General features: G+C 51.3%; 18 protein-coding genes and 2 pseudogenes. 2 read left to right on the forward strand and 18 right to left on the reverse strand.

The window, feature by feature from the left end; all coding sequences use genetic code 11:
- Nucleotides 1-6: 6 nt before the first annotated feature.
- The 13 genes and pseudogenes from BQ2657_RS02660 to BQ2657_RS02725 all read right to left on the reverse strand — a co-directional run bounded on the left by BQ2657_RS02660 (nucleotide 7) and on the right by BQ2657_RS02725 (nucleotide 13,940).
- Entirely contained in the window at nucleotides 7-1,365 is a 1,359-nt protein-coding gene (locus BQ2657_RS02660) for an ABC transporter substrate-binding protein (RefSeq protein ID WP_187119163.1), read from the reverse strand.
- 483 nt (nucleotides 1,366-1,848) lie between these two features.
- A complete protein-coding gene (locus tag BQ2657_RS02665; protein WP_083236149.1) occupies nucleotides 1,849-3,390 on the reverse strand; it encodes a gamma-glutamyltransferase family protein in 1,542 nt (513 codons plus the stop codon).
- A gap of 259 nt (nucleotides 3,391-3,649) precedes the next feature.
- Nucleotides 3,650-5,053: a citrate lyase subunit alpha gene (citF, locus tag BQ2657_RS02670; protein WP_075579254.1), complete on the reverse strand. Its 1,404-nt coding sequence runs from the start codon at nucleotides 5,051-5,053 to the stop codon at nucleotides 3,650-3,652.
- Nucleotides 5,046-5,255, reverse strand: a complete 210-nt coding sequence (locus BQ2657_RS02675; protein WP_075579255.1) for a hypothetical protein — start codon at nucleotides 5,253-5,255, stop codon at nucleotides 5,046-5,048. Before BQ2657_RS02675 ends, citF begins: the two co-directional genes overlap by 8 nt.
- A 1-nt stretch (nucleotide 5,256) precedes the next feature.
- Nucleotides 5,257-5,727 (reverse strand): annotated as a pseudogene (locus BQ2657_RS02680) (ABC transporter ATP-binding protein); the annotation flags it as partial.
- A gap of 3 nt (nucleotides 5,728-5,730) precedes the next feature.
- The gene (locus BQ2657_RS02685) at nucleotides 5,731-7,455 is read right to left on the reverse strand and encodes an ABC transporter permease (protein ID WP_083236150.1); all 1,725 of its coding nucleotides are present in this window, start codon (nucleotides 7,453-7,455) and stop codon (nucleotides 5,731-5,733) included.
- Nucleotides 7,442-8,536, reverse strand: a complete 1,095-nt coding sequence (locus tag BQ2657_RS02690; RefSeq protein WP_075579256.1) for an ABC transporter ATP-binding protein — start codon at nucleotides 8,534-8,536, stop codon at nucleotides 7,442-7,444. Before BQ2657_RS02690 ends, BQ2657_RS02685 begins: the two co-directional genes overlap by 14 nt.
- A 53-nt stretch (nucleotides 8,537-8,589) precedes the next feature.
- Nucleotides 8,590-9,627, reverse strand: coding sequence for an ABC transporter substrate-binding protein (locus BQ2657_RS02695; RefSeq protein ID WP_075579257.1), 1,038 nt, complete (start codon nucleotides 9,625-9,627; stop codon nucleotides 8,590-8,592).
- 183 nt (nucleotides 9,628-9,810) lie between these two features.
- Nucleotides 9,811-10,776, reverse strand: a pseudogene (locus tag BQ2657_RS13200) (PhzF family phenazine biosynthesis protein).
- On the reverse strand, nucleotides 10,715-11,026 hold the full coding sequence (locus tag BQ2657_RS02710; protein WP_075579260.1) for a hypothetical protein: 312 nt from the start codon (nucleotides 11,024-11,026) through the stop codon (nucleotides 10,715-10,717). The pseudogene BQ2657_RS13200 and the gene BQ2657_RS02710 overlap by 62 nt, the downstream one beginning before the upstream one ends.
- Before the next feature lie 102 nt (nucleotides 11,027-11,128).
- Nucleotides 11,129-11,605, reverse strand: a complete 477-nt coding sequence (locus BQ2657_RS02715; protein ID WP_083236153.1) for an L-2-amino-thiazoline-4-carboxylic acid hydrolase — start codon at nucleotides 11,603-11,605, stop codon at nucleotides 11,129-11,131.
- A gap of 74 nt (nucleotides 11,606-11,679) precedes the next feature.
- A complete protein-coding gene (locus BQ2657_RS02720) occupies nucleotides 11,680-12,663 on the reverse strand; it encodes an agmatinase family protein (protein WP_075579261.1) in 984 nt (327 codons plus the stop codon).
- Between the two features lie 47 nt (nucleotides 12,664-12,710).
- Complete coding sequence (locus BQ2657_RS02725; protein ID WP_075579262.1) at nucleotides 12,711-13,940, reverse strand: Nramp family divalent metal transporter; 1,230 nt, start codon at nucleotides 13,938-13,940, stop codon at nucleotides 12,711-12,713.
- Between the two features lie 198 nt (nucleotides 13,941-14,138).
- Here BQ2657_RS02725 and BQ2657_RS02730 point away from each other — a divergent pair, with 198 nt between their 5' ends.
- Together BQ2657_RS02730 and BQ2657_RS02735 are read left to right on the forward strand one after the other, a co-directional pair.
- Nucleotides 14,139-14,921: an IclR family transcriptional regulator gene (locus BQ2657_RS02730; protein WP_075579263.1), complete on the forward strand. Its 783-nt coding sequence runs from the start codon at nucleotides 14,139-14,141 to the stop codon at nucleotides 14,919-14,921.
- Nucleotides 14,918-16,141 (forward strand): M20 family metallo-hydrolase, encoded by a 1,224-nt coding sequence (locus BQ2657_RS02735; RefSeq protein ID WP_075579264.1) that lies wholly within the window; start codon nucleotides 14,918-14,920, stop codon nucleotides 16,139-16,141. The genes BQ2657_RS02730 and BQ2657_RS02735 overlap by 4 nt, the downstream gene beginning before the upstream one ends.
- A gap of 48 nt (nucleotides 16,142-16,189) precedes the next feature.
- Here the strand turns inward: BQ2657_RS02735 and BQ2657_RS02740 are convergent, their stop codons facing one another.
- The 5 genes from BQ2657_RS02740 to BQ2657_RS12960 form a co-directional block, all read right to left on the reverse strand.
- Entirely contained in the window at nucleotides 16,190-17,380 is a 1,191-nt protein-coding gene (locus BQ2657_RS02740; protein ID WP_075579265.1) for a MalY/PatB family protein, read from the reverse strand.
- Nucleotides 17,381-17,534: 154 nt separating this feature from the next.
- Complete coding sequence (locus tag BQ2657_RS13545; protein ID WP_408607743.1) at nucleotides 17,535-18,410, reverse strand: IS3 family transposase; 876 nt, start codon at nucleotides 18,408-18,410, stop codon at nucleotides 17,535-17,537.
- Complete coding sequence (locus tag BQ2657_RS13550) at nucleotides 18,377-18,955, reverse strand: helix-turn-helix domain-containing protein (protein ID WP_075578809.1); 579 nt, start codon at nucleotides 18,953-18,955, stop codon at nucleotides 18,377-18,379. The genes BQ2657_RS13545 and BQ2657_RS13550 overlap by 34 nt, the downstream gene beginning before the upstream one ends.
- Nucleotides 18,956-19,023: 68 nt before the next feature.
- Nucleotides 19,024-19,185 (reverse strand): hypothetical protein, encoded by a 162-nt coding sequence (locus BQ2657_RS12955; RefSeq protein WP_154667101.1) that lies wholly within the window; start codon nucleotides 19,183-19,185, stop codon nucleotides 19,024-19,026.
- 48 nt (nucleotides 19,186-19,233) lie between these two features.
- A complete protein-coding gene (locus BQ2657_RS12960) occupies nucleotides 19,234-19,386 on the reverse strand; it encodes a hypothetical protein (RefSeq protein ID WP_154667102.1) in 153 nt (50 codons plus the stop codon).
- Nucleotides 19,387-19,511: the final 125 nt, after the last annotated feature.

Consider the following 19,511-nt stretch of genomic DNA (forward strand, 5'->3'; position numbering starts at 1 on the left):
ACGTTCTTATTCTTTTGTCATATCCAAAGTACGGATCATGCCGTCTGGAACAGGAGTAAAGCCCTTTACAGCTTTCGAAAGACCGAATACATTGTTTTCATGGTAAAGGTAGATATAAGGAACATCCTCATTCAGTTTCTGCATGACTTTTTTATAGACTTCCTTACGTGCTCCCTGGTCCGTGAGGCTGCGTCCTTCTTCCAGGAGCTGATCCATTTCGGGATCGCTGTACTTCATGAAGTTGTCCGTGCCTTCAGAATAGACCCAGCTGTAGAAGTTTCCATCAGGATCAGTTCTCCCGCTCCAACCCATATAGGCCATCTGGAAATCACCCTTTTGGGTCCGGTCCAGTAACGTCCCAAAATCCTGTTTCTGGATTTTCATATCGATATTGATGGCTTTCAGCTGCTTCTGGATCAGCTGGCAGGCCTGTTGAGAAACCGGATCCGAGTCAGTAAGGATAGTGAAGCTGAATCCATTTTCTTTTCCCGCAGCTGCCAGGAGTTTTTGGGCACCCTCCACATCAACGGCCTGTGGTTTATCCGATTCAGCATCATAAGCCCAGCTGGTGGGAGACAAAGCCGACCGTCCAGGCGTCCCTACTCCAAACAGAGCTACTTTGACAATGGCTTCCCGATCGATCACTTTGTTGATTGCCTGACGGACCCGTTTATCCTGGAAAGCTGGATCCTTCAAATTGAATATTATACCCTTGAAACCAGGCCCCGGCTGATTGACGATCCCGATTTTGCTGTCGCTGGCATACTTGCTGACTTCATTCAGAGGGAAGCGGTTGGTCATATCCACTTGACCGCTTTTTAAATTAACCAAAGCCACATTGGAATCGGTCATGATCTTGAAAATCAATTTTTCGGTTTTCGGATATCCTTTTTTCCAATAGTCCGGATTCTTTACCAGGACAAGCTGATTGCCTTTTTTCCGTTCCTGGAATTTATAAGGACCTGTCCCCACAGGATTGTTCTGGAATTTATCCCCGTCTTTCTTTACAGCTGCAGGAGACACCATCATCCCTGCCCGGTCCGTCAATTGGGAAAGCAGCGGTGCATAGGGTCTGCTCAGCACGATTTGTACTGTCAGTGGATCAACGACTTTGACCTCTGCCACAGCACTGAGTTCTCCCTTTCGGTTGGAATTTTTCTGCCGGTCTCTGTCCAGATTGAATTTAACGGCTTCAGCGTTGAATTCCGTCCCGTCATGGAATTTTACGCCCTTCTTCAAATGGAAAGTATACGTTTTCCCATCAGGGCTGATTTCCCATTTTTCGGCCAGCATGGGAATGATATTGCCTTTGCTGTCAAGATCCACCAATTTGTCATACAGGTTCTGGAAAACAATCCGATCCACAAATGCACTGGAAAGCATAGGATCAAGTTTCGGTGGATCCTGATGCAGCGAAATCGTAATCGAATTCTTTGCACTGCTGCTTTTCTGGCTACCCTTGCCACATCCCGAAAGCATTCCCATCAGTAAGATTCCTGGTAAAATAATGCTAACTGTCTTCTTCCAATTTTTGAACATTCAAAGCACCCCTCATCAAAATATGGTTCATATTCAGCTAAATCCATGAACAAGTTGTTTTAAAATAATTACATATTAATAAATTATTTGCTTTTATGTCCCTCTCTTTGTAATTTTATTTTGAACGTTTTTAATTATAAATCCTTATTTATTCATTTATATATTTTTTGTTTCGTGTCACATTAAATTCACATCTTCTTTTTTAAAGTGTATCTTTTTTTATATATCCTATCTCCGACAGGAAACATCGCAAAAAAAAATGATTTGTTGCACGTACTTTTCCATGTGCAGCAAATCATTTTTATGGACTCAATAAGCCGCGACGGTTCCATCAGTCCTCGGTTCCGTTGCTCCCGCCAGGACTCCTTCTTTATTTCTCCAGATAATCTGTCCTCTGCCAAAACCGGTCCGGTCTGTTTTTACGATGACCTGGTGGCCTCTTGCTTCCAGCTCTTTTATAATTTGAGGATCTGTCTGGGCCTCGATTTCTACTTCTTTCCCTTGGATCCACTGCCACCTGGGGGCATCCAGAGCAGCCTGCGGATTCATATGGAAATCAATGGTATTCAGGATCATCTGCAAATGTCCCTGCGGCTGCATGAATCCGCCCATGACGCCAAAAGGTCCTACGGCTTCTCCGCCCTTGGTCAAAAATCCTGGAATGATCGTATGATAAGGTTTCTTTCCTGGGGCCAGACAATTATCCATAGATGGATCCAGGCTGAAATTATTCCCTCTGTCATTCAGAGCGATACCAGTCCCAGGAATGACGATGCCTGAACCAAACCCTCGGAAATTGCTCTGGATGAAAGAGACCATATTGCCCTCCCCATCAGCGGAACACAGATAAACGGTCCCTCCGCTGAAAGGTTTTCCACAGGTGGGAAGAATTGCCTTATCACTGATGAGTTTCCTTCTTTCATCAGCATAGGCTTCACTCAGCATATCTTCCACCCGGGTTTTCATATACCGAGGATCAGCCACATACTGTCTGGCATCTGCGAAAGCCAATTTCATCGCTTCGATCTGTTTATGATAACTGTCTGCTGTTTCCCGCGCTTCCAGATGGAATCCCTTCATGATATTCAATGCCATGAGAGCCGTGATACCATGTCCATTGGGCGGAATCTCCCATACATCAAAGCCTCTGTAATCTACATGGATGGGATCGACCCATTCTGCCCGATAAGAAGCCAGATCTTCCTTCCGGAGATAACCACCGGTTTTTCTGCTGAAGCGATCCATCCTTTCAGCCAGTTCTCCCCGATAGAAGCTTTCTCCATAACTTTCGGCAATTTTTTTTAATGTTTTTACATGATCGGGCAAAGCCACCGTTTCCCCAACCTGAGGGACTTTTCCATCCGGCATAAAAGTTTCGAACCAGCCTGCAAAAGCCGGATCGCTTTTATACTTCATGAAAAGATTTTTCCCCGCTTCCCAGAATTTCTGGATTGTCGGAGAGACCGGATATCCTTCTGCAGCATATTCTATAGCTGGTCCAAAAAGCTTTTCAAAGGGAAGTCTGCCAAACTTTTTATGAAGCTCAGCCCATGCAGAAACAGCACCTGGAACAGTCACCGGGAGCCAGCCTCTTTGCGGCATTTCATCATGTCCAGCACTTTTCACAACATCCCGTGTAAGCAAAGCAGGTGCATACCCACTCCCATTCAGTCCATACAGCTTGTTTTTGAACCACACCAGTGCAAAAGCATCACTTCCCAACCCATTACAGTTGGGCTCTACCACGGTCAAACAAATTGCCGTGGCAATGGCTGCATCGATGGCATTGCCCCCTTCCTGGAGGATACGAAGGCCAGCCTGTGCAGCCAGTGGCTGCCCCGTACAAACCATCCCCTTCCGGGCAAATACGACCCTTCTACGGGAAGCATATGGGTAAGCGGACGAATCAAAAGAAAACCCCACTGCTGTTCATCTCCAATCGTCAAAAGTTTCCATGAATACGTTTTTATAAACATATAAGCTATGATGTTTTGCAAAATTTCTTTTTTATTGTAATCTTTCTTCCTGGAAATTTCAATATTTTCTTATGAAAAATGAGCTATGGCACAGAAATCCGTTTTCCATGCCATAACTCTTCTGCCTCTTCCATTCACAGCACATTCCTGATTTCGTCGATCACTGTCCCATCCCGGTATTCCACTTTGGCCACTACCCGGTCCCCGGTCTGGAGGGGCTGGGGGATGCCGTTGATCTGTTCCGCCATATCTTTCAGTTCCTGGATGGACCGCACGGGCAGCCCGGCCTGCTTGAATTTGGACAGCAAGTCCCCCCGCTGGGGATTGACGGCGATTCCCCGCTGGGTCAAGATTACATCGATGCTCTTTCCGGGCGTGGAAATGGTCTGGACCCGGTCTACGATCAGGGGCATCCGGGCCCGGCTCAGAGGTGCCACGATCATAGCCAGTTTGGCCCCGGCCGCTGCATCGCTGTGGCCCCCGCTGCCCCCCATGATCACGCCCTGGGAATTGGTATGGACATTCACATTGAAATCCACATCCACCTGGGTAGCACCAAGGATCACCGCATCCAGGCTGTCCACGATGCTGCTTTTGGCCAAAGGCGAAGCATAATGGCTGGCAGAGACCTCCACATGCCTGGGGTCATGGGCCAGAGATTCCACCGCTTTCAGATCAAAGCACTGGACATCCAAGATGTTCTGGAAACAGCCGGCTTCCAGCATATCCACCAGGTACCCGGTGATGCCTCCCATGACGAAACTTCCTTTGATCTTTTTCTCCACCATCAGATCTTTCAGGAATACGGCAGCTGCCAGAGATGCTCCTCCGGCACCGGTCTGGAAGGAAAATCCGTCCCTCAGCAGGCCGGAAGCCCGGATCACCTTGACCGCCATGTCCGCCATCCGAAGTCCCACTGGATCCCGGGTAATCCGGGTGGTCCCGGAAACGATCCCTTTGGGATCCCCGATGGCTTCCACCTGGACCACATAATCCACTTCTGTTTCCGGGATAGAAAATCCTCCCAGCGGATAGGGAACCAGTTCATCGGTGACCACCACCACCTTATCGGCATGGGCCGCATCGCTCATGGCATACCCCAGGGCCCCGCAGGCAGATTTTCCATACTTTCCGGTGCAGTTTCCCTGTTCATCTGCCTGAGACGCCGCAATGAACGCTACATCGATGTGGCTCCGCCCTGTATCGATGGAAGCCGGACGTCCCCCATGGGTCCGGAACACCACTGGTTTGGCCAGGATCCCGTGAGAGATCCCTTCCCCAACGGCCTTCCCCATGTAATCGGTTTCGATGCCGCCCACCGTTCCTTCCTGGATGTGTTGGAGCAAAGGTTCATGGACATCGAAAAGGGAACTGGCATTGACCGTCAGATCTTTGATGCCCAGGCTCCGGACGGCGTCCAAGACACTGTTGAGCACATAATCCCCATTACGGAGATGGTGATGGAACGAAATGGTCATATGGTCCTTCAGCCCGCATTTCTGTATGGCCTCGGTCAGCGAAGCTACCAGCTTAGTCATCCGGGAACACCTCCTTTTTCATATGGGAAGCCATTTCCAGTACATGGGCAGCCCGATCCACGATGGGCTTGTCGATCATCTTCCCATGGAGGGCCACAGCCCCCCTGCCCAGTTTCTTTCCTTCCTCGATGGCCTCGAAGACCATCCTGGCATAGGCAATGTCTTCTTCCGAAGGAGAGAACACTTCATTGACGATATCCACCTGCCGGGGCGATCCGCTGCTGCTGTCCTCCGGAAAGATCGCTGGGATAGACTTCTTCCATCCCATCCAGGCTGGTATGGTGCAGGGCCTCTTTCACCCGCTGTACGATGTCCGCCTTGGGCAGTTTCCGGATCTGCAGCGGGAAGGCTACATTTTCGAAGATATTCATATGGGGCCAGACAGCGAAGGCCTGGAACACCATCCCCAATCCCCGCTCTTCCGGAGGCACATAGATGTTCTTCTCTTTGACGGAGACGGGGCGGCCGCACAGTTCGATTTCCCCTTCTGACAGGTCTTCGAACCCGGCGATCATCCGCAGGGTGGTACTTTTGCCGCAGCCCGATGGTCCCAGGAAGGAAAAACATTCCCCTTCTCGGACGGTCAGGTTGAAATCATTGACAGCTGTGATGGTGCCCAATTTTTTGGTGGTAAAACGTTTGGTCACGTGCCGCAGCACAATTTGGTCAGTCACGTTTTACACCCCCTTCTTGTCTTTGGTGATCTGGGTAACGATGAAATTGCAGATGATGATGATGCAGATGGCCACGGCCGCCAGCGCCGAAGCCTGAGGGATCTGTCCGCTGTCCCGGAGGGCGAAGATCTGCACCCCCAGAGTCCGAGTATAGGGTCCATAGAGCAGGATGGAAGTGGTCAGTTCCCGCATGGAGGGCAGGAAAATCAGGAAGAACCCAGCTACCATGGCCGGCCGGATCAGAGGCAAGGTGATGTCTTTCAGGGATTCCGTATGAGACGCCCCACAGGCACGAGCCGCTTCTTCCAGGGACGGGTGGACCTGCTGGAGTGATGCGGAAGCGCTCTTCATAGAGAAGCTCAGGTACCGGGCCATGTATGCCACCAAAATAATCCAGATGGTGTTATACAGGCTGATGCCCAATTGGCCGGACCAGGAAAGGATCACCCCGATGGCCAGCACAGTCCCAGGGATGGAATAAGGCAGGACGGAAAGCATTTCCAGGATTTCCTTCCCTTTGGGTTTGATCTTGATGACTACATAGGCGATCATCACGCCCAGGAACATACAGAGGACCCCGGCGCTGACAGACAGGAACAGGGAATTCCGGATGGCATCCATGGTCTGTTTGCTGGTGATGATGTTGTGGAAATTGTCCAGGGTGAAGTTCGCCGGGATCAGCGGCAGCCCATAGGCTTTCACCAATCCTTCCAGGAAGATCATGATGAGGGGGACCAGCACGATGAGGACCAATGTCAGCACCGCCAGCAGCAGCAGGGGATATTTGGCCCCCCGGAGCTTGATCAGGGTGGGACGCATGCTCTTGCCTTTGATGATGTCATAGGACCCGCTGGAAAGGACCACTTTCTGCAGGATCAGTGCCATGGTGACCACAAAGACCAGGAGGATGGACAGGGCTGCTCCCTGACGGATCCCCTCAAAGCTGCCCCCAGCCCGGTCGATGTAGGCATAGATCACCGTAGGCAGGGTATAGATCTGTTTGGAGAAGCCCAGGATGGCTGGCACCCCGAAATGGGCCAGGGAAGAGATCAGGATCAGCAGGGCCCCTGCGGAAATGGCCGGAGTCACCAGCGGGATGGTGATTTTCCGGATGACGGTCCCCTGGCTGGCCCCAGCGATCCGGGCACTTTCTTCCAGGGTGGGGTCCATCCGCTCCAGGGCGCTGACCACCTGCATGAACACAAAGGGGAAATAATAAGAGACTTCCACGAAAATGATACCGCCCAGGGAATTGATATTGAACGGCGGCGACGCCAGGTGGAAGGTGTTCATCAGCCAGGTGTTCACATAGCCGCCCCGTCCCGAAAGGAGCATATCCCAAGCCATGGCCCCGAAGAAGGGCGGGAACATGTAAGGGATCATGAACAAGGCCCGCATCAGGTTCTTGCAGGGGATGTCGCTGCGCCCCAGCAGCCAGGCATAGAAAAGACCGATAATCGTCCCCACCACCGTCACGCTGAGGCCGATGATGACAGTATGGGTCATGGCACTGATATTATCCTGGCTGAATACAACGGTCTTGAACATCTCGATGTCCAGATGCCCTTCATAGAAGAAAGCATTGTAGACGATCATGAAAATGGGGATAAAGACGATGACGAACAGCAGGACGAAGCTGACCAGCGTCATGGCCTTATCCAGGCTGAAGGTTTTTCCGTCCAGGGCCGCCAGATCGGACGACCCCTGGCGGGTTCTACGCAGATTCATCATGGTCCTCCTTTCTGGCTTCATAATACCGGGGCTGGAGGAAACGCAAACCCACTTCCTGGCCTTCCTCCACCTTATTGTTCTGCATCACATCCAGGGCATTGACCTGCATCCGGATCTCCCGGTTCCCCAGCTGGATGAAATACACGTATTCGCTTCCCAGGAACACGCTCCGGGTGATTTTTCCCCGGATAGGAGACTGGTCGTCAAAGACCATATCGTTGAGACGGCTCCCCATTTCCATGGGCTTGCCGCTGGCAAAGATTTCCGGAGGGCATTCATCATAGAGGAATTTCTCTCCGGCCACCAGATAGGTGTGTCCATTTTCCCGCACCAAAGGGAAGAAGTTGGATACCCCGATGAATTCAAAGACGAACCGGTTGGCCGGCCGCAAGATGATGTCCTCATCTTCCCCGATCTGGCACAGCTTCCCTTCCCGGTCCATGATGGCCATCCGGTCACACAGCTGGAGAGCCGCCTCCTGGTCATGGGTGATGTACAGGATGGTAGTCCCGATATCATGCTGGATCAAACGGATCTCGGTGAGCATTTCTTCCCGCAGCTTGGCATCCAGGTTGGTGATGGGTTCGTCCATGACGATCACTTCATCACTGCTCACCAAAGCACGGGCGATGGCCACCCGCTGCTGCTGCCCCCCGGAAAGCTGGCTGGGGAGATGTTCCTCATAGCCCAGCATCCGCACTTGTTCCAGGGCATGATGGGCTCTTGCCTTCATCTCTTCTTTGGGCAGCCGCATCTTCTTCATGGGATACAGCACGTTTTCCAACACGGTCATATGGGGCCACACCGCATAATCCTGGAATACCACCCCGATGTGACGATGCTCCGGAGATACGTCGATGCCTTTTTCCGCGTCGAACAGGCAGCGGTCCCCTACATAAATGGAGCCTGTCTCCGGTTTGATGAACCCCAAGAGGCAGCGGACCAAGGTCGTCTTGCCGCAGCCGGAAGGGCCGACCAGACACATGATCTGGCTTTCTTCCACGGTCAGGGAAAGATCTTCAAAGATGCACTTTTTCCCATAGTGGAAGGTAATATGGTTGAACCGAACATCGGCCATACTTTCACCTCCTGAAAAACGGACGGCAGACTGTCCTGCCGTCCGTTCCGACGTTAATTTTTCTTGAAGATGGCATCGAATTCATCCAGTACATTCTTGGCATTGGCAGCCAGTTTCTCCAGATCCACCTTCATGGCATTCTTGGCGATTTCCTCAATGGTCACACCCTTCTGTTTCACATCTTTGCGGACGGACAGCATATTGTTTTGTACCAGGACTTCCTGGCCTTCTTTGGAAAGGATGAAGTCATAGAGCTTCTTGGCATTTTCCTCGTTCTTGGCTCCCTTCACCAGGGCGATGGGGCTGTAGATGGAGATGATGTCCTGCTTCGGATAGACGAATTCGATGGTGGAACCTTTGCTCTTCAGGTTTTCCGTGACGTAATCCAGGCACATCCCTACTTTATAAGCACCGGCCGCAATCTGGTTGTGGGTCGCCGTGGTCCCGGACTGGAGTTCCGTGCCGTTCTCCTTCAGTTTTTCAAAATAGGCTTTCCCGTACTTGGAATTGGAAATCAGGGCCCCTACTGCATATTTTGTGGTACCCGCCGTGCCGGGATCCGTCATGACGATCTGGCCCTTCCATTTGGGATCCAGGAGATCTTCCCAAGTCTTGGGAGCTTCTTCCTTGGAAACCTTCTGGGGATTGTAGGCAATGCCCATGTTCATCATCCGGGCACCGGTGTAGTAGCCTTCCTTGTCAATGAAGACCGGATCGATGGCCTTGGCTTCCGGAGAAGTGTATTTTTGGAGGATCCCCATTTTCTTGAAACCGATGTAGTCCGCCGGGTCCCCTACCCAGATCACATCTGCCGCCACCTGGCCGGATTTCGCTTCCGTAGCGATTTTGGTAATCACTTTCCCGGTCCCGGCAAAGTAATAATCCAGTTTGATATCCGGATATTTCTTTTCAAACGCTTTCTTGATGGCATTCAGCTGGTCTTCCTGCATGGAAGAATACAGCATCACCGTATTCCCTGCAGATTTCTTGTCCTGTTTGGAACCGGGGATCGCCCCGCCTCCGCCGCAGGCACTGATTCCTGCAGCCAACACGCACAGCATCCCTACAGACAGCCACTTCTTCAGATTCATGGTAATTCAGCCTCCCTTATTGGAATCTCTTTGCCGGGCAAAGTGTTTTACGAGGTTATTTTACCATATCTTTACTGAATTTTTACATGTTTTTTACAATTCAAACAAAGCTGTCCGGAAGTGTATGGTTCGTAACAGAAGAAGGGGGTGTTGCACGTTGCGTACAACACCCCCTTCTTCTGTTCACTTCTCATAACATGCAGTCCCGCAGATCCGGGTCTTGGTGATTTTTCCTCCGGTGACTTGGGTCTCTGCCCGGATCAGGCTGGGCCGGCCCATGGCTTCCCCCTGGTAGACGGTGCAGGGGTTCCAGCCTTCCGCCACCGGGATCAGCTGATGACGGACCAGATAGGCCCCCAGTGCGGAAGCCGCCACTCCCGTTGCCGGATCCTCATTGTAGCCGGATCGGTTGGGGAACTGTCTGGCATGAAAAACAACGTTGTCTGGGCGGTTGTTTTCCGGTGCAAAGATATAAAACCCAGTTGTTTCACAGCGGTCACAAAGGTCCCAAAGCGCCGGGAAATCCGGTTTCACTTCATGGACCCAGTGAGGCGCTGCCAAGGGGACCATCAGTTTCATCCGAGAAGTCGCTGCCGATTCCACTGGCCCCTTTCCCAACGCTTCCTGGGGGATCCCCAGGACCCGGCACAGTTCCTCATCGGAAGGCCGCTTAGCCTAGAATTTCGGCAGGAACTGCTCCACCCGGATCAGGATCTCTCCGTCTTTCCGTTCCCATTCCACCGGCAGCGGGCCGTAATGGCTTTCAAAGACAATGGGAGAATGCTGGATGATGCCCTGATCCACCAGCACCATGGCGCTGGCAACGGTGGCATGGACACACATCTCCATTTCGTGGAGAGGGACGAAATACCGAGGTTTCACATCACAGCCCGGCGCAGTAGGAGACAGTAGGAAAGCCGCTTCCTGCTGGAACTGGAAAGTCATCTGCTGCATCTGTTCCCCGGTCAGCCCATCTGCCTCCAGGGTCACCGGGCAGGGATTGCCGCCTCCTGGCCCATATTGAAATGCAACGGTATGGAAAGTCTTCATGGTGACGCTCCTTTCTTGTTCCAAAACGGGTTCCGCCTTATTTTTCCTGGATTTCTTCATCCCGTACCGGCGGCTGCCCCAGCCAATCCAAGGCTTCATCCAGATCCAGGGTCACCTTGCCGTCCTCCCGGACAAAAGCAGGGATCCCGATGAAGGACTGTCCCTTTTCCCCTTGCCGCACAGGCGCAAAAGCCGGTTCCCGGTCCCGCAGAGTCAGGAAGGCCTTCATATTGGCCGTATCCGCCGTCATATCTACAAAGCGGAACTGATCTTCCAGGTTCCGTGCCTGCAGGACAGCCAGGGTGTTCCGGCAGTCGATGCAGATTTTACTTCCATAGAATAGAATCATGGTGCACTCTCCTTTGGGTCTTTTCTTCGTATTGTAGCGGTTCCGGAATCCAGATGCAAGAGGGGGGCTGCTGCACATTGCGTGCAACAACCCCCTTACCAGTCAGTCTTTCTTCTTCATCCGGAAGCAGAAGGTGCAGTGATGGTCTTTATACATGATATGGTCATGTATACATTCCAGATCTTCATTGTAGCCCTTGCAGATGGCCGGATCGATGTTTTCGCAGTAAATGCGTCCATACTTCTCTTCCCCGGCATCCATCCAGGTCTTGGCGAATACACAGCGGTCGAAATCCTGGTTGATTTCCTCCTTGCCGTATTCCGTATCATATCCGAACAGCTCGCTGCGCTCCATATCGTAGTTGGGCAGATAAGCAGCCAGATCATTTTTCTGTCCCCGTTGGGCAGCCCGGCGGGCAATGTCTTTGCCCCGTGCCACCCCCCAGTCGATGACGCTTTGTTTCAGGATTTCCAGGCCCTTGGCCCCGAATTCCTTTTCCAGGTTCTTCGCCAGGATGGAAAAGAAACGGGCGAACAGGACAAACATGGAAACCGGTTCCTCCATTTTTTGCGGTTTCAAGTTTTTCACTCCCCTTTTTGCTTGCACACACCGTCCTCTGTTTTTCGGACAGCCGGACAACGCTCCAGAATGCCTTATTTGCTGTCTTTGATATGCTGTGCCAGGCCATTCAGGTAATACAGGAAGGCCCAGTTGACCACATGGGCCGCCGTCTGCAGGGTAAACACTTCCGGATATGTTTCCACGAAGTCGATCCCCCGCGCGCCTGCCAGTCCTGCTTCATGGAGCATCATGAGCAGTTCATAAGAAGTCAAGCCCCCCATATCCTGGGGTGCCTGCGGCATGTTGGCCGCATCCAGGCTGTCTGCACAGACGGTGATATAGATGTATTCCGTATCTTTGCTGACCACTTCCAGAGCTTTGGAAATGGCAGCTTTCCAGCCATCTTCATGGACGTCGATAGCCCGGATGACTGTTGCGCCATATTTCATGGCGTTGTTGTATTCTTCCCGATGGTTTCTGGGTCCCCGGATCCCGATATGGGCAATCTTCGTAGGATCCATATTGGGATCGTTGTATACCCGGTAGAAAGGAGAACAGCGGGACAGTTCGTCATCCCCGAAATGGGAGTAGTTATCCAGGTGGGCATCGAAATGCAGGACCCCGACCTTCTTGGGATGCCGTTTGGCGATTTCACTGATGATGGGGTAAGCGATCCCATGGTCCCCGCCGATGGTGATGGGAATGATCTTGGCATCAGCCAGTTTGCCGATCCGTTCCCGGATGGATTGGAAGGTAAAGTCATAGTTGCCGTTCTGGGTGGCTACGTCACCAGAATCTGCCACTCGCAGATAATCAAAGCAGTCCAGATTATAATCCGGCAGGAACCCCGTGTAACGGATGGAAGTGGAACGGACCGCCTTCGGGCCTTCCGTGGTGGAAGAATAACCGCCGATGGTGCAGCCCCCTTCCCAGGGCACCCCTACCACTGCCGCATCGATTTTCTTCAGGTCCTCGTCGTTTTCGATCACGGACAGATTCAGCCAGGACGGCACCCCGCTGTAAATCATATTGGGCAGGAAATTGGGATCATAAATCGTTGGCTTGCTTTCTCTCATGTCAAAACATCTCCTTTAAAATATAACAGTCAGGCCAAAGGCCTTTCTTACAGCAAACTGATGACACTGCTGACACCCAGGATCAGAGAGATGATGAAAATCGCTCCCCCCAGCACATTTTCCAGGGTGCTGTTGGCAAACTGCCCCATAATTTTCCGGCTGGCCGTCAGATAAATGGTCACTCCCACCACTACGGGCAGCACCACACCATTGACCATCTGGGCCGCCATGATGAGGGCAATGGGGTTGAACCCGGCACCGGCAATGATGATTCCGGTCAAAAGAACCAGGAAATTGGTGATGGTATACCGTTTGTCACTGCGGTTGGTTTCCCAGCCGAAAAGGCCGGCCAGTACATAGGAAACTCCCATAGGAGTGCAGACGGCGCTGGAAACCCCGGCGGCCACCAGACCGATGGCCATGAAAGGTTTGGCAAAGGTCCCCAGAGTGGGTTCCAGCTGGATGGACATGTCCATGGCGTTCCGGACAGGCATCCCCAGCATGACGGTTGCGGCCGTCACCATAATGGCCCCGGTGACGATGCCGCCGATGATCATGGGAACATTGGTCCCGAACCGGCAGAGGGGCAGTTCATCGGTACTGTGCCAGGTCCGTTTGGCAGAAGCTGCATGGAGGAACATATTATAGGGCACCACAGTGGTCCCGATCAGGGACAGGCAGGTCATCAGACCACCCTTGGGAATGCTGGGCATACAGCCGGCCAGCAGTTTTCCCAGATCCGGTTTCACCACGAACATGGTCACCAGGAACACCACTGCCATGATGATGACACAGGCTCCCAACAGTTTTTCCAAGTATTTCAGGGCATCCCCGGCAAAGCTCAGGAGCAGCAGGATGCAAAGGCCCCATACGGGAGCGATGATCCGGGTAGAAATCCCCGTAAGGGCACTGATGCCGATGGCCGTCCCGGTCAGGTCCCCGCTCATATAGGCAAATCCGCCAATGGTGATGGCCACAGCCACCAGGCCGCACAGCAGAGTCCGCAGCACAGGGCGGTTCTCAAAATCTTTCACCAGGTTCTGGGCCAGTCCCATCTGGGTCACGATTCCCAGCCGGGCTGCCATCCCCTGCATCACAATGACCGCAATGACTGAGAAAATGATGCACCAGAACAGCTGGAAACCATAATCGGCCCCGGCTTTGGTGGAACTGGTCACCGTCCCCGGCCCGATGAAGGAGCCTACGATCAGGAAACCAGGTCCCAATGCTCCCAACTTTTCCTTTAGGGTAAACTGCTTTTCTTGTTTTTCTGCCATTTTTTCTCCCCTTTTTTCAAAATAGTAAATCCTACGCCGCATTACCCTAGTGATTCACTTCTGTTTGACTACATTGTCGTTTTTATTTTTGCATTGTAGTTTTATACAGGTTTTATATCACCAATATTCCTGTTTGTCAATCAAAATCTTTTGTGTTACTCTAATTAAAGAAAATGGTCTGTCCAAAGGAGTTCTTTTATGGAAAAAAAGTTACAAAAACCCATCCAGTCCATCCAGCGGGCCGTGCAGATCCTGGACTGCTTCACCCCTACGACGCCCAGTCTTCCCCTGGCCGCCATCAGTGAAAGGACCGGACTGAACATCAATACTGCCCGGGGCATCGTGAACACCCTGGTAGAAAGCCAGCTGCTCCTCCGTGACCGGGAAAGCGGCTTCTACAAACTGGGCTATTATTTTATGACCAAGGCTTCCATGATCCGTCAGGATATCGACCGGTATGTGGAGCTCTTTAAGCCCTTGGTAGATGCGGTTGCTGAGAAATACCATTTTTCTGCCAGCCTCCAGATGGTCTACCAGAATCAGATTTTCAGCGTCTACTGTGCCTATCCCACCAAACAGGCCTACTACATCGTCATGAGTGAATACACGGATCTGCCCCTCCATGCCACCAGTTCCGGCAAACTGCTGCTCCTGGATGAAGTGACCCATGGCCGGGAAGAGCTGCTGGAACAGCTGGAATACCGGGCCTATACCCCCTGCAGCATCCAATCCAGCAGAGCGCTCCGGGAACAGCTGAAAGTCATCCAGGCAAACGGCTATGCTACGGAAATCGAAGAATTCTTCAATGACGTAGGCAGCCTGGCCGTCCCTTTGTACGATGAAAAAGGCCGTCTGCTGCTGACCATCAGTGCCACTTTCTTTGTCAAATCTCTGCCCCAGATCAAAGCGGATCTCCTGGCAGATTTCCAGAAAGCAGTACAGACCTGGAAACAGGCCTTACGAAAGGAGTCCATACAATGAAAACACTGCAAACCATCTGGCAGGAACTCTTCCAACCGCTTTCGGCTTTTGGTTATGAAAAAGGCCAGGGGACTACCCGGCTTTCCTGGTCCAAGCCTTTCCTAGAAGCCCAGCAGTATCTGCGCCATTATGGTGAGGCCATCGGCCTCCAGTGCAGGCGGGATGGCTGGGGCAACCTGCTCATGACCGTACCGGGAGAAACGGATCTTCCGCCGGTGTATACCGGATCCCATCTGGATTCCGTCCCCCATGGGGGAAAATATGACGGGGCCCTGGGCATCACTGTCCCGCTGGCCATCGCAGCCGCCTGGCACGAGAAGGGATTCCGTCCCTACCGGCCGCTGACCATCATCGCCTTTGCAGAAGAAGAAGGGACCCGCTTCGGGACACCCTGCCTGGGCAGCCAGGCCATGGCCGGAAAACTCCAGGGCAAAGATCCTGACCGTTTCGTGACAGCAGAAGGCCGTACCCTGTCCCAACTGCTCCAGGAAGCCGGCTTGGAAGGGGATCCCTTTGCACCCCATCTGCTGCCTGGAAAATGTTTCTTGGAACTCCATATCGAACAAGGGCGGGCGCTGGAAGATGCCAAACTGCCCCTGGGAATCGTTTCTGCCATTGTAGGTATCCGCCACTTCACCGTGACCATCACCGGCACAGCCAACCATGCCGGCACCACGGCTATGAAAGACCGGAAGGATGCCCTGGCAGCCGCCGCCCGGTGGATCTCTGCCGTATTTGAGAAAGCCCTGGCTTCCCAGCAGCAGTATGTGGCTACCGTAGGCCATATCCGGGTCTTCCCGGATGCCGGGAATGTGGTCCCAGGGAAAGCCGAGCTGTCTCTGGAAATCCGTTCTGCCAGCGATCAAACCATGGATGTTGCCCTGGCAGAATTCCAAGAAGAGCTCCAGAAAATCGCCCGGACCTTCCAGGTCACATTCCAGTGGAAGCAGCTGGACCAGATCCCGCCCCTGCCCATGGAGCAAAGCCTGATGGATCTTTTCGAACAGGAGGCCCAGGACTTGAAGATCCCTTATCAGATCCAGCCCAGCTGGGCCGGCCACGATTCCATGATCCTGGGGCATGAACTGCCCACAGCCATGCTCTTCGTCCCCAGCGTAAAAGGGATCAGCCATTCTCCGGACGAATATACGGAGCCAGGACCCATCGGCCAGGCAGCAGAAGTACTGGAAAGGGTTTTGAAAAAATTGACAGCAAAATAAAAAACAAGGGGTGCTGCACAAAACGTACAGCACCCCTTGTTTTTTCCGTTATTTTACATATTTCCCATATGCCTTTTCCATCCGTTCCAGGGCTTCCTGGATATACCGGGTGGGACAGGCCAGGTTCCACCGCTCGAAGCCTTCTCCCTGTTTTCCAAAGATGTATCCTTCATCAAAGAAAAGCCGGGCCTCCTGGCGGTTGATCCGTTCCAGTTCCTTATGATCCAATCCCAGGCCCCGCCAATCCATCCAAAGCAGATAAGTCCCCTCCAGCCGTTTGACTTTGATCTGGGGGAATTTCTGCGCCATGGATCCAACAACCAGTTTCCGGTTGGCATCGATGACCTGGAGACATTGATCCAGCCAATCCTCACAGTGCCGGTAGGCGGTCTCACAGGCAAGATATCCCAGGAGATTGCACTTGGGATTGGGGTTGATTTCTTTTAAGTACGCCATATACTGAGCCCGCAGCGAAGCATTGGGGATGAAGATGTTGGAAGTCTGCAGCCCGGCCAAATTGAAGGTCTTGCTGGGAGCCGTCAGCACCAAACAGTTCTGCCCGGCTTCTTGGGAAAGAGAGGCGTAAACCGTATGCTCATAACCTGGCATGATCAGATCATCGTGGATTTCGTCAGAGACCACCAAGACTCCATTGGCCAGACAGATTTCGGAAATCTTCTGGAGTTCCTCCTGGGTCCAGACCCGACCGGTAGGATTGTGAGGACTGCAGAGGATCAGCATCTTGGTCCGGTACGCTTTGGCCTTTTGCTCGAAATCGGCAAAATCGATTCCATAACTGTCCCCCTGCTCCACCAGCGGGCAGTCCACCAGCTGCCGTCCCGTATCCAGGACCGCATGGTACATGGGATAGTAGACCGGAGTCAGCAGCATGACTCCATCTCCCGGCTGGGTATAGGCTTTCACCGCTGTGAAGAAAGCATCCACCACCCCATGGGAAGGACATATCCATTCCGGTTTGGCTGCCCAGTGATGCCGTTTTTCCTGCCATGCACAGCAGGCTTCCCGATAAGATGCCGTGGGATTGGCATACCCCAGCACAAAATCATCGATTTCTTTCTTCAATGCTTCTTTGATTTCCGGCGCCGTTTCCAGTTCCATATCCGCTACAGAAAAAGGAATGATGTCTTCCTCCGGACGGACCCCATACCGTGCCATTTCCTGCCATTTAAAGGACCCTTTCCCATACCGTTTGTTGATGGTGGTAAAATTGTATGCCATAGGATACTCCTCCCCAGTCTTTTTTTATTATTCTAGCTTCCTGAGAAGGATTTATCAATAAGCAGGAAAAGGGGCTGTTGCAAACGCAGCAGTGATGTGACCCCAAAAAGTTAGACCTTAGTAACGAGATGGTTTTTACTGTCTCGTTACTTTTTTATGCTGCCAGCAAAGAAAGCCTGTATTGAACAGGACTTTTCCAGCCCAGTTTTTCCTTGATCCTTTGTTCGTTATAGTATTTGATGTATCGTTCGATAGCGGCTTTTAGTTCTTCGTAGCTGTAGTAGATCACTCCATAATACATTTCCTGTTTCATTAAGCCGAAAAAGTTTTCCATTACAGCGTTATCATGACAGTTACCCTTTCGAGACATGCTCTGAAAAATTCGTTCTTTTTTTAGTTTCCTGGTATAGGCCTTCATTTGGTATGCCCAGCCCTGATCGGAGTGAAACGTTCTTCGATATGGACAATCAGCAGTAATTTCGATTGCTTCAGCTTGAGCTTCCAGTATGCTTTCAGCCGAAGGACGTTTGGCTATTCCATAGCTGATGATTTCATCATCGAACATGTCCAGGAAAGGATCCAGATAAAGCTTGTGCAGGGTCAGATGTCCCTGTGTATCTACTTCATAATATTTGAATTCTGAAGTATCGGTCGTAATCTTCTGATGTGGGATATTCGTCTCAAAACGACGATGTATTCTATTCGGAGCAATGGTCCCTACCTTACCCTTATAGGAACTGTATTTACGGCTTTTCCGGGTAAAGGATGTTACCTGAAGGCTCAGTTTCTGCATGATACGTTGAACTTTCTTCTTGTTCACGCAAATCCCTTGATTCTTCAGCTCACCGGTCATGCGCCGATATCCATAATCTTTATGCTGGCTGCGGATTTCCTGTATTTTGTCCTCTACTTCCTGGTCTGGATTCACGCGGTCAAACCGTTTCTGCCAGTACATATAGGTCGCTTTGGGCATTTGAGTATAGGAGAGAAGGTCTTTCAATTTGAATGATCTTCGGAGACTGGAGATGATTTTCGCAACTCTCTCATTTTTGCTTCGTCCTCTAAACGCAGTCTCCTCAGTTCTTTTAAAAAAGCATTCTCTATACGGAGTTTAAGATTTTCATCCTCTAACTCCTTGACATGTTCCACACTGATGTCGACCATCGGCTGCTGAACCTGGGTATCTGTTTTTTTGGTTTGAGATTTGTTCAAAGTTCTCTTCCTGCCTTTTTTATGTGACCGTAAAGCATCTGGTCCCGCAATTCTAAATTCATTGACCCATCTGGCAATCATTGATGGGTTGTTGATCCCTACTTGAATTGCTAGTTCCTGATATGAGATTTCATTTGTTAAGTAAGACTCTACCACAGAAAGTTTTTCTTTGAAAGAGTATATTTTTTGAGAGCGGGATCTTTTCAGTCCATCATCACCAAATGCCTTGTAAGCAGCAACCCACTTTAGCAGCTGGCTGCTACTTGCCATCCCATATTTACGTGAAATAGAAATACACCCTTCGTCACTGTTCAAATATTCCAGTACTATTTTTTTCTTAAATTCATAGCTGTGTTTTGCCATAAAAAACTGACCCTCAATTGTTAGATTTTTGGTCTAACAATTGGGGGTCAGCTCACAGCCCCTCCCTTTTATACCCTAAATTCCCGTCTTACCATCCCCGGGACCTCCACTTCATACCCGGTGATCTTGGATTCTGCCGTACTGGAGTCCAGCGTCCCCAGGGTCAGGATTTCCAACAAGATTTCCAATTTTTTCGTCATCGCATAACCGCTCTTGGCTGTCATTCCCATGATCCATCCCTCCTGCTCTCTTACTTTTCTGCCAGGGACCGATTCCTTTTATTCGAAATCGAAATATCCCATGGGATCCCAGTCCTTCAGACTGGGGACATCGCTTCCGGACAGGCTGGGAGCGAACAGTTCCAGGATCTTCTCTTCTACACCAGCGGTTTCTTTGCGAGCCATTGTTTCCACTTTGCTATTCATTCCCATAATAACCCTCCTTTTTCGTTCGGTTATTTCCGAACTATCTTTATTATAACTTATAAATAGTTTATGTATAGTGTTTCACATTTCGTTCACATTTCATTGTTTCATTTGCGTTTGAATTGTAAATA

Source organism: Acidaminococcus massiliensis (assembly GCF_900095825.1).
In the GTDB taxonomy this organism is placed as follows: Bacteria; Bacillota; Negativicutes; order Acidaminococcales; family Acidaminococcaceae; genus Acidaminococcus; species Acidaminococcus massiliensis.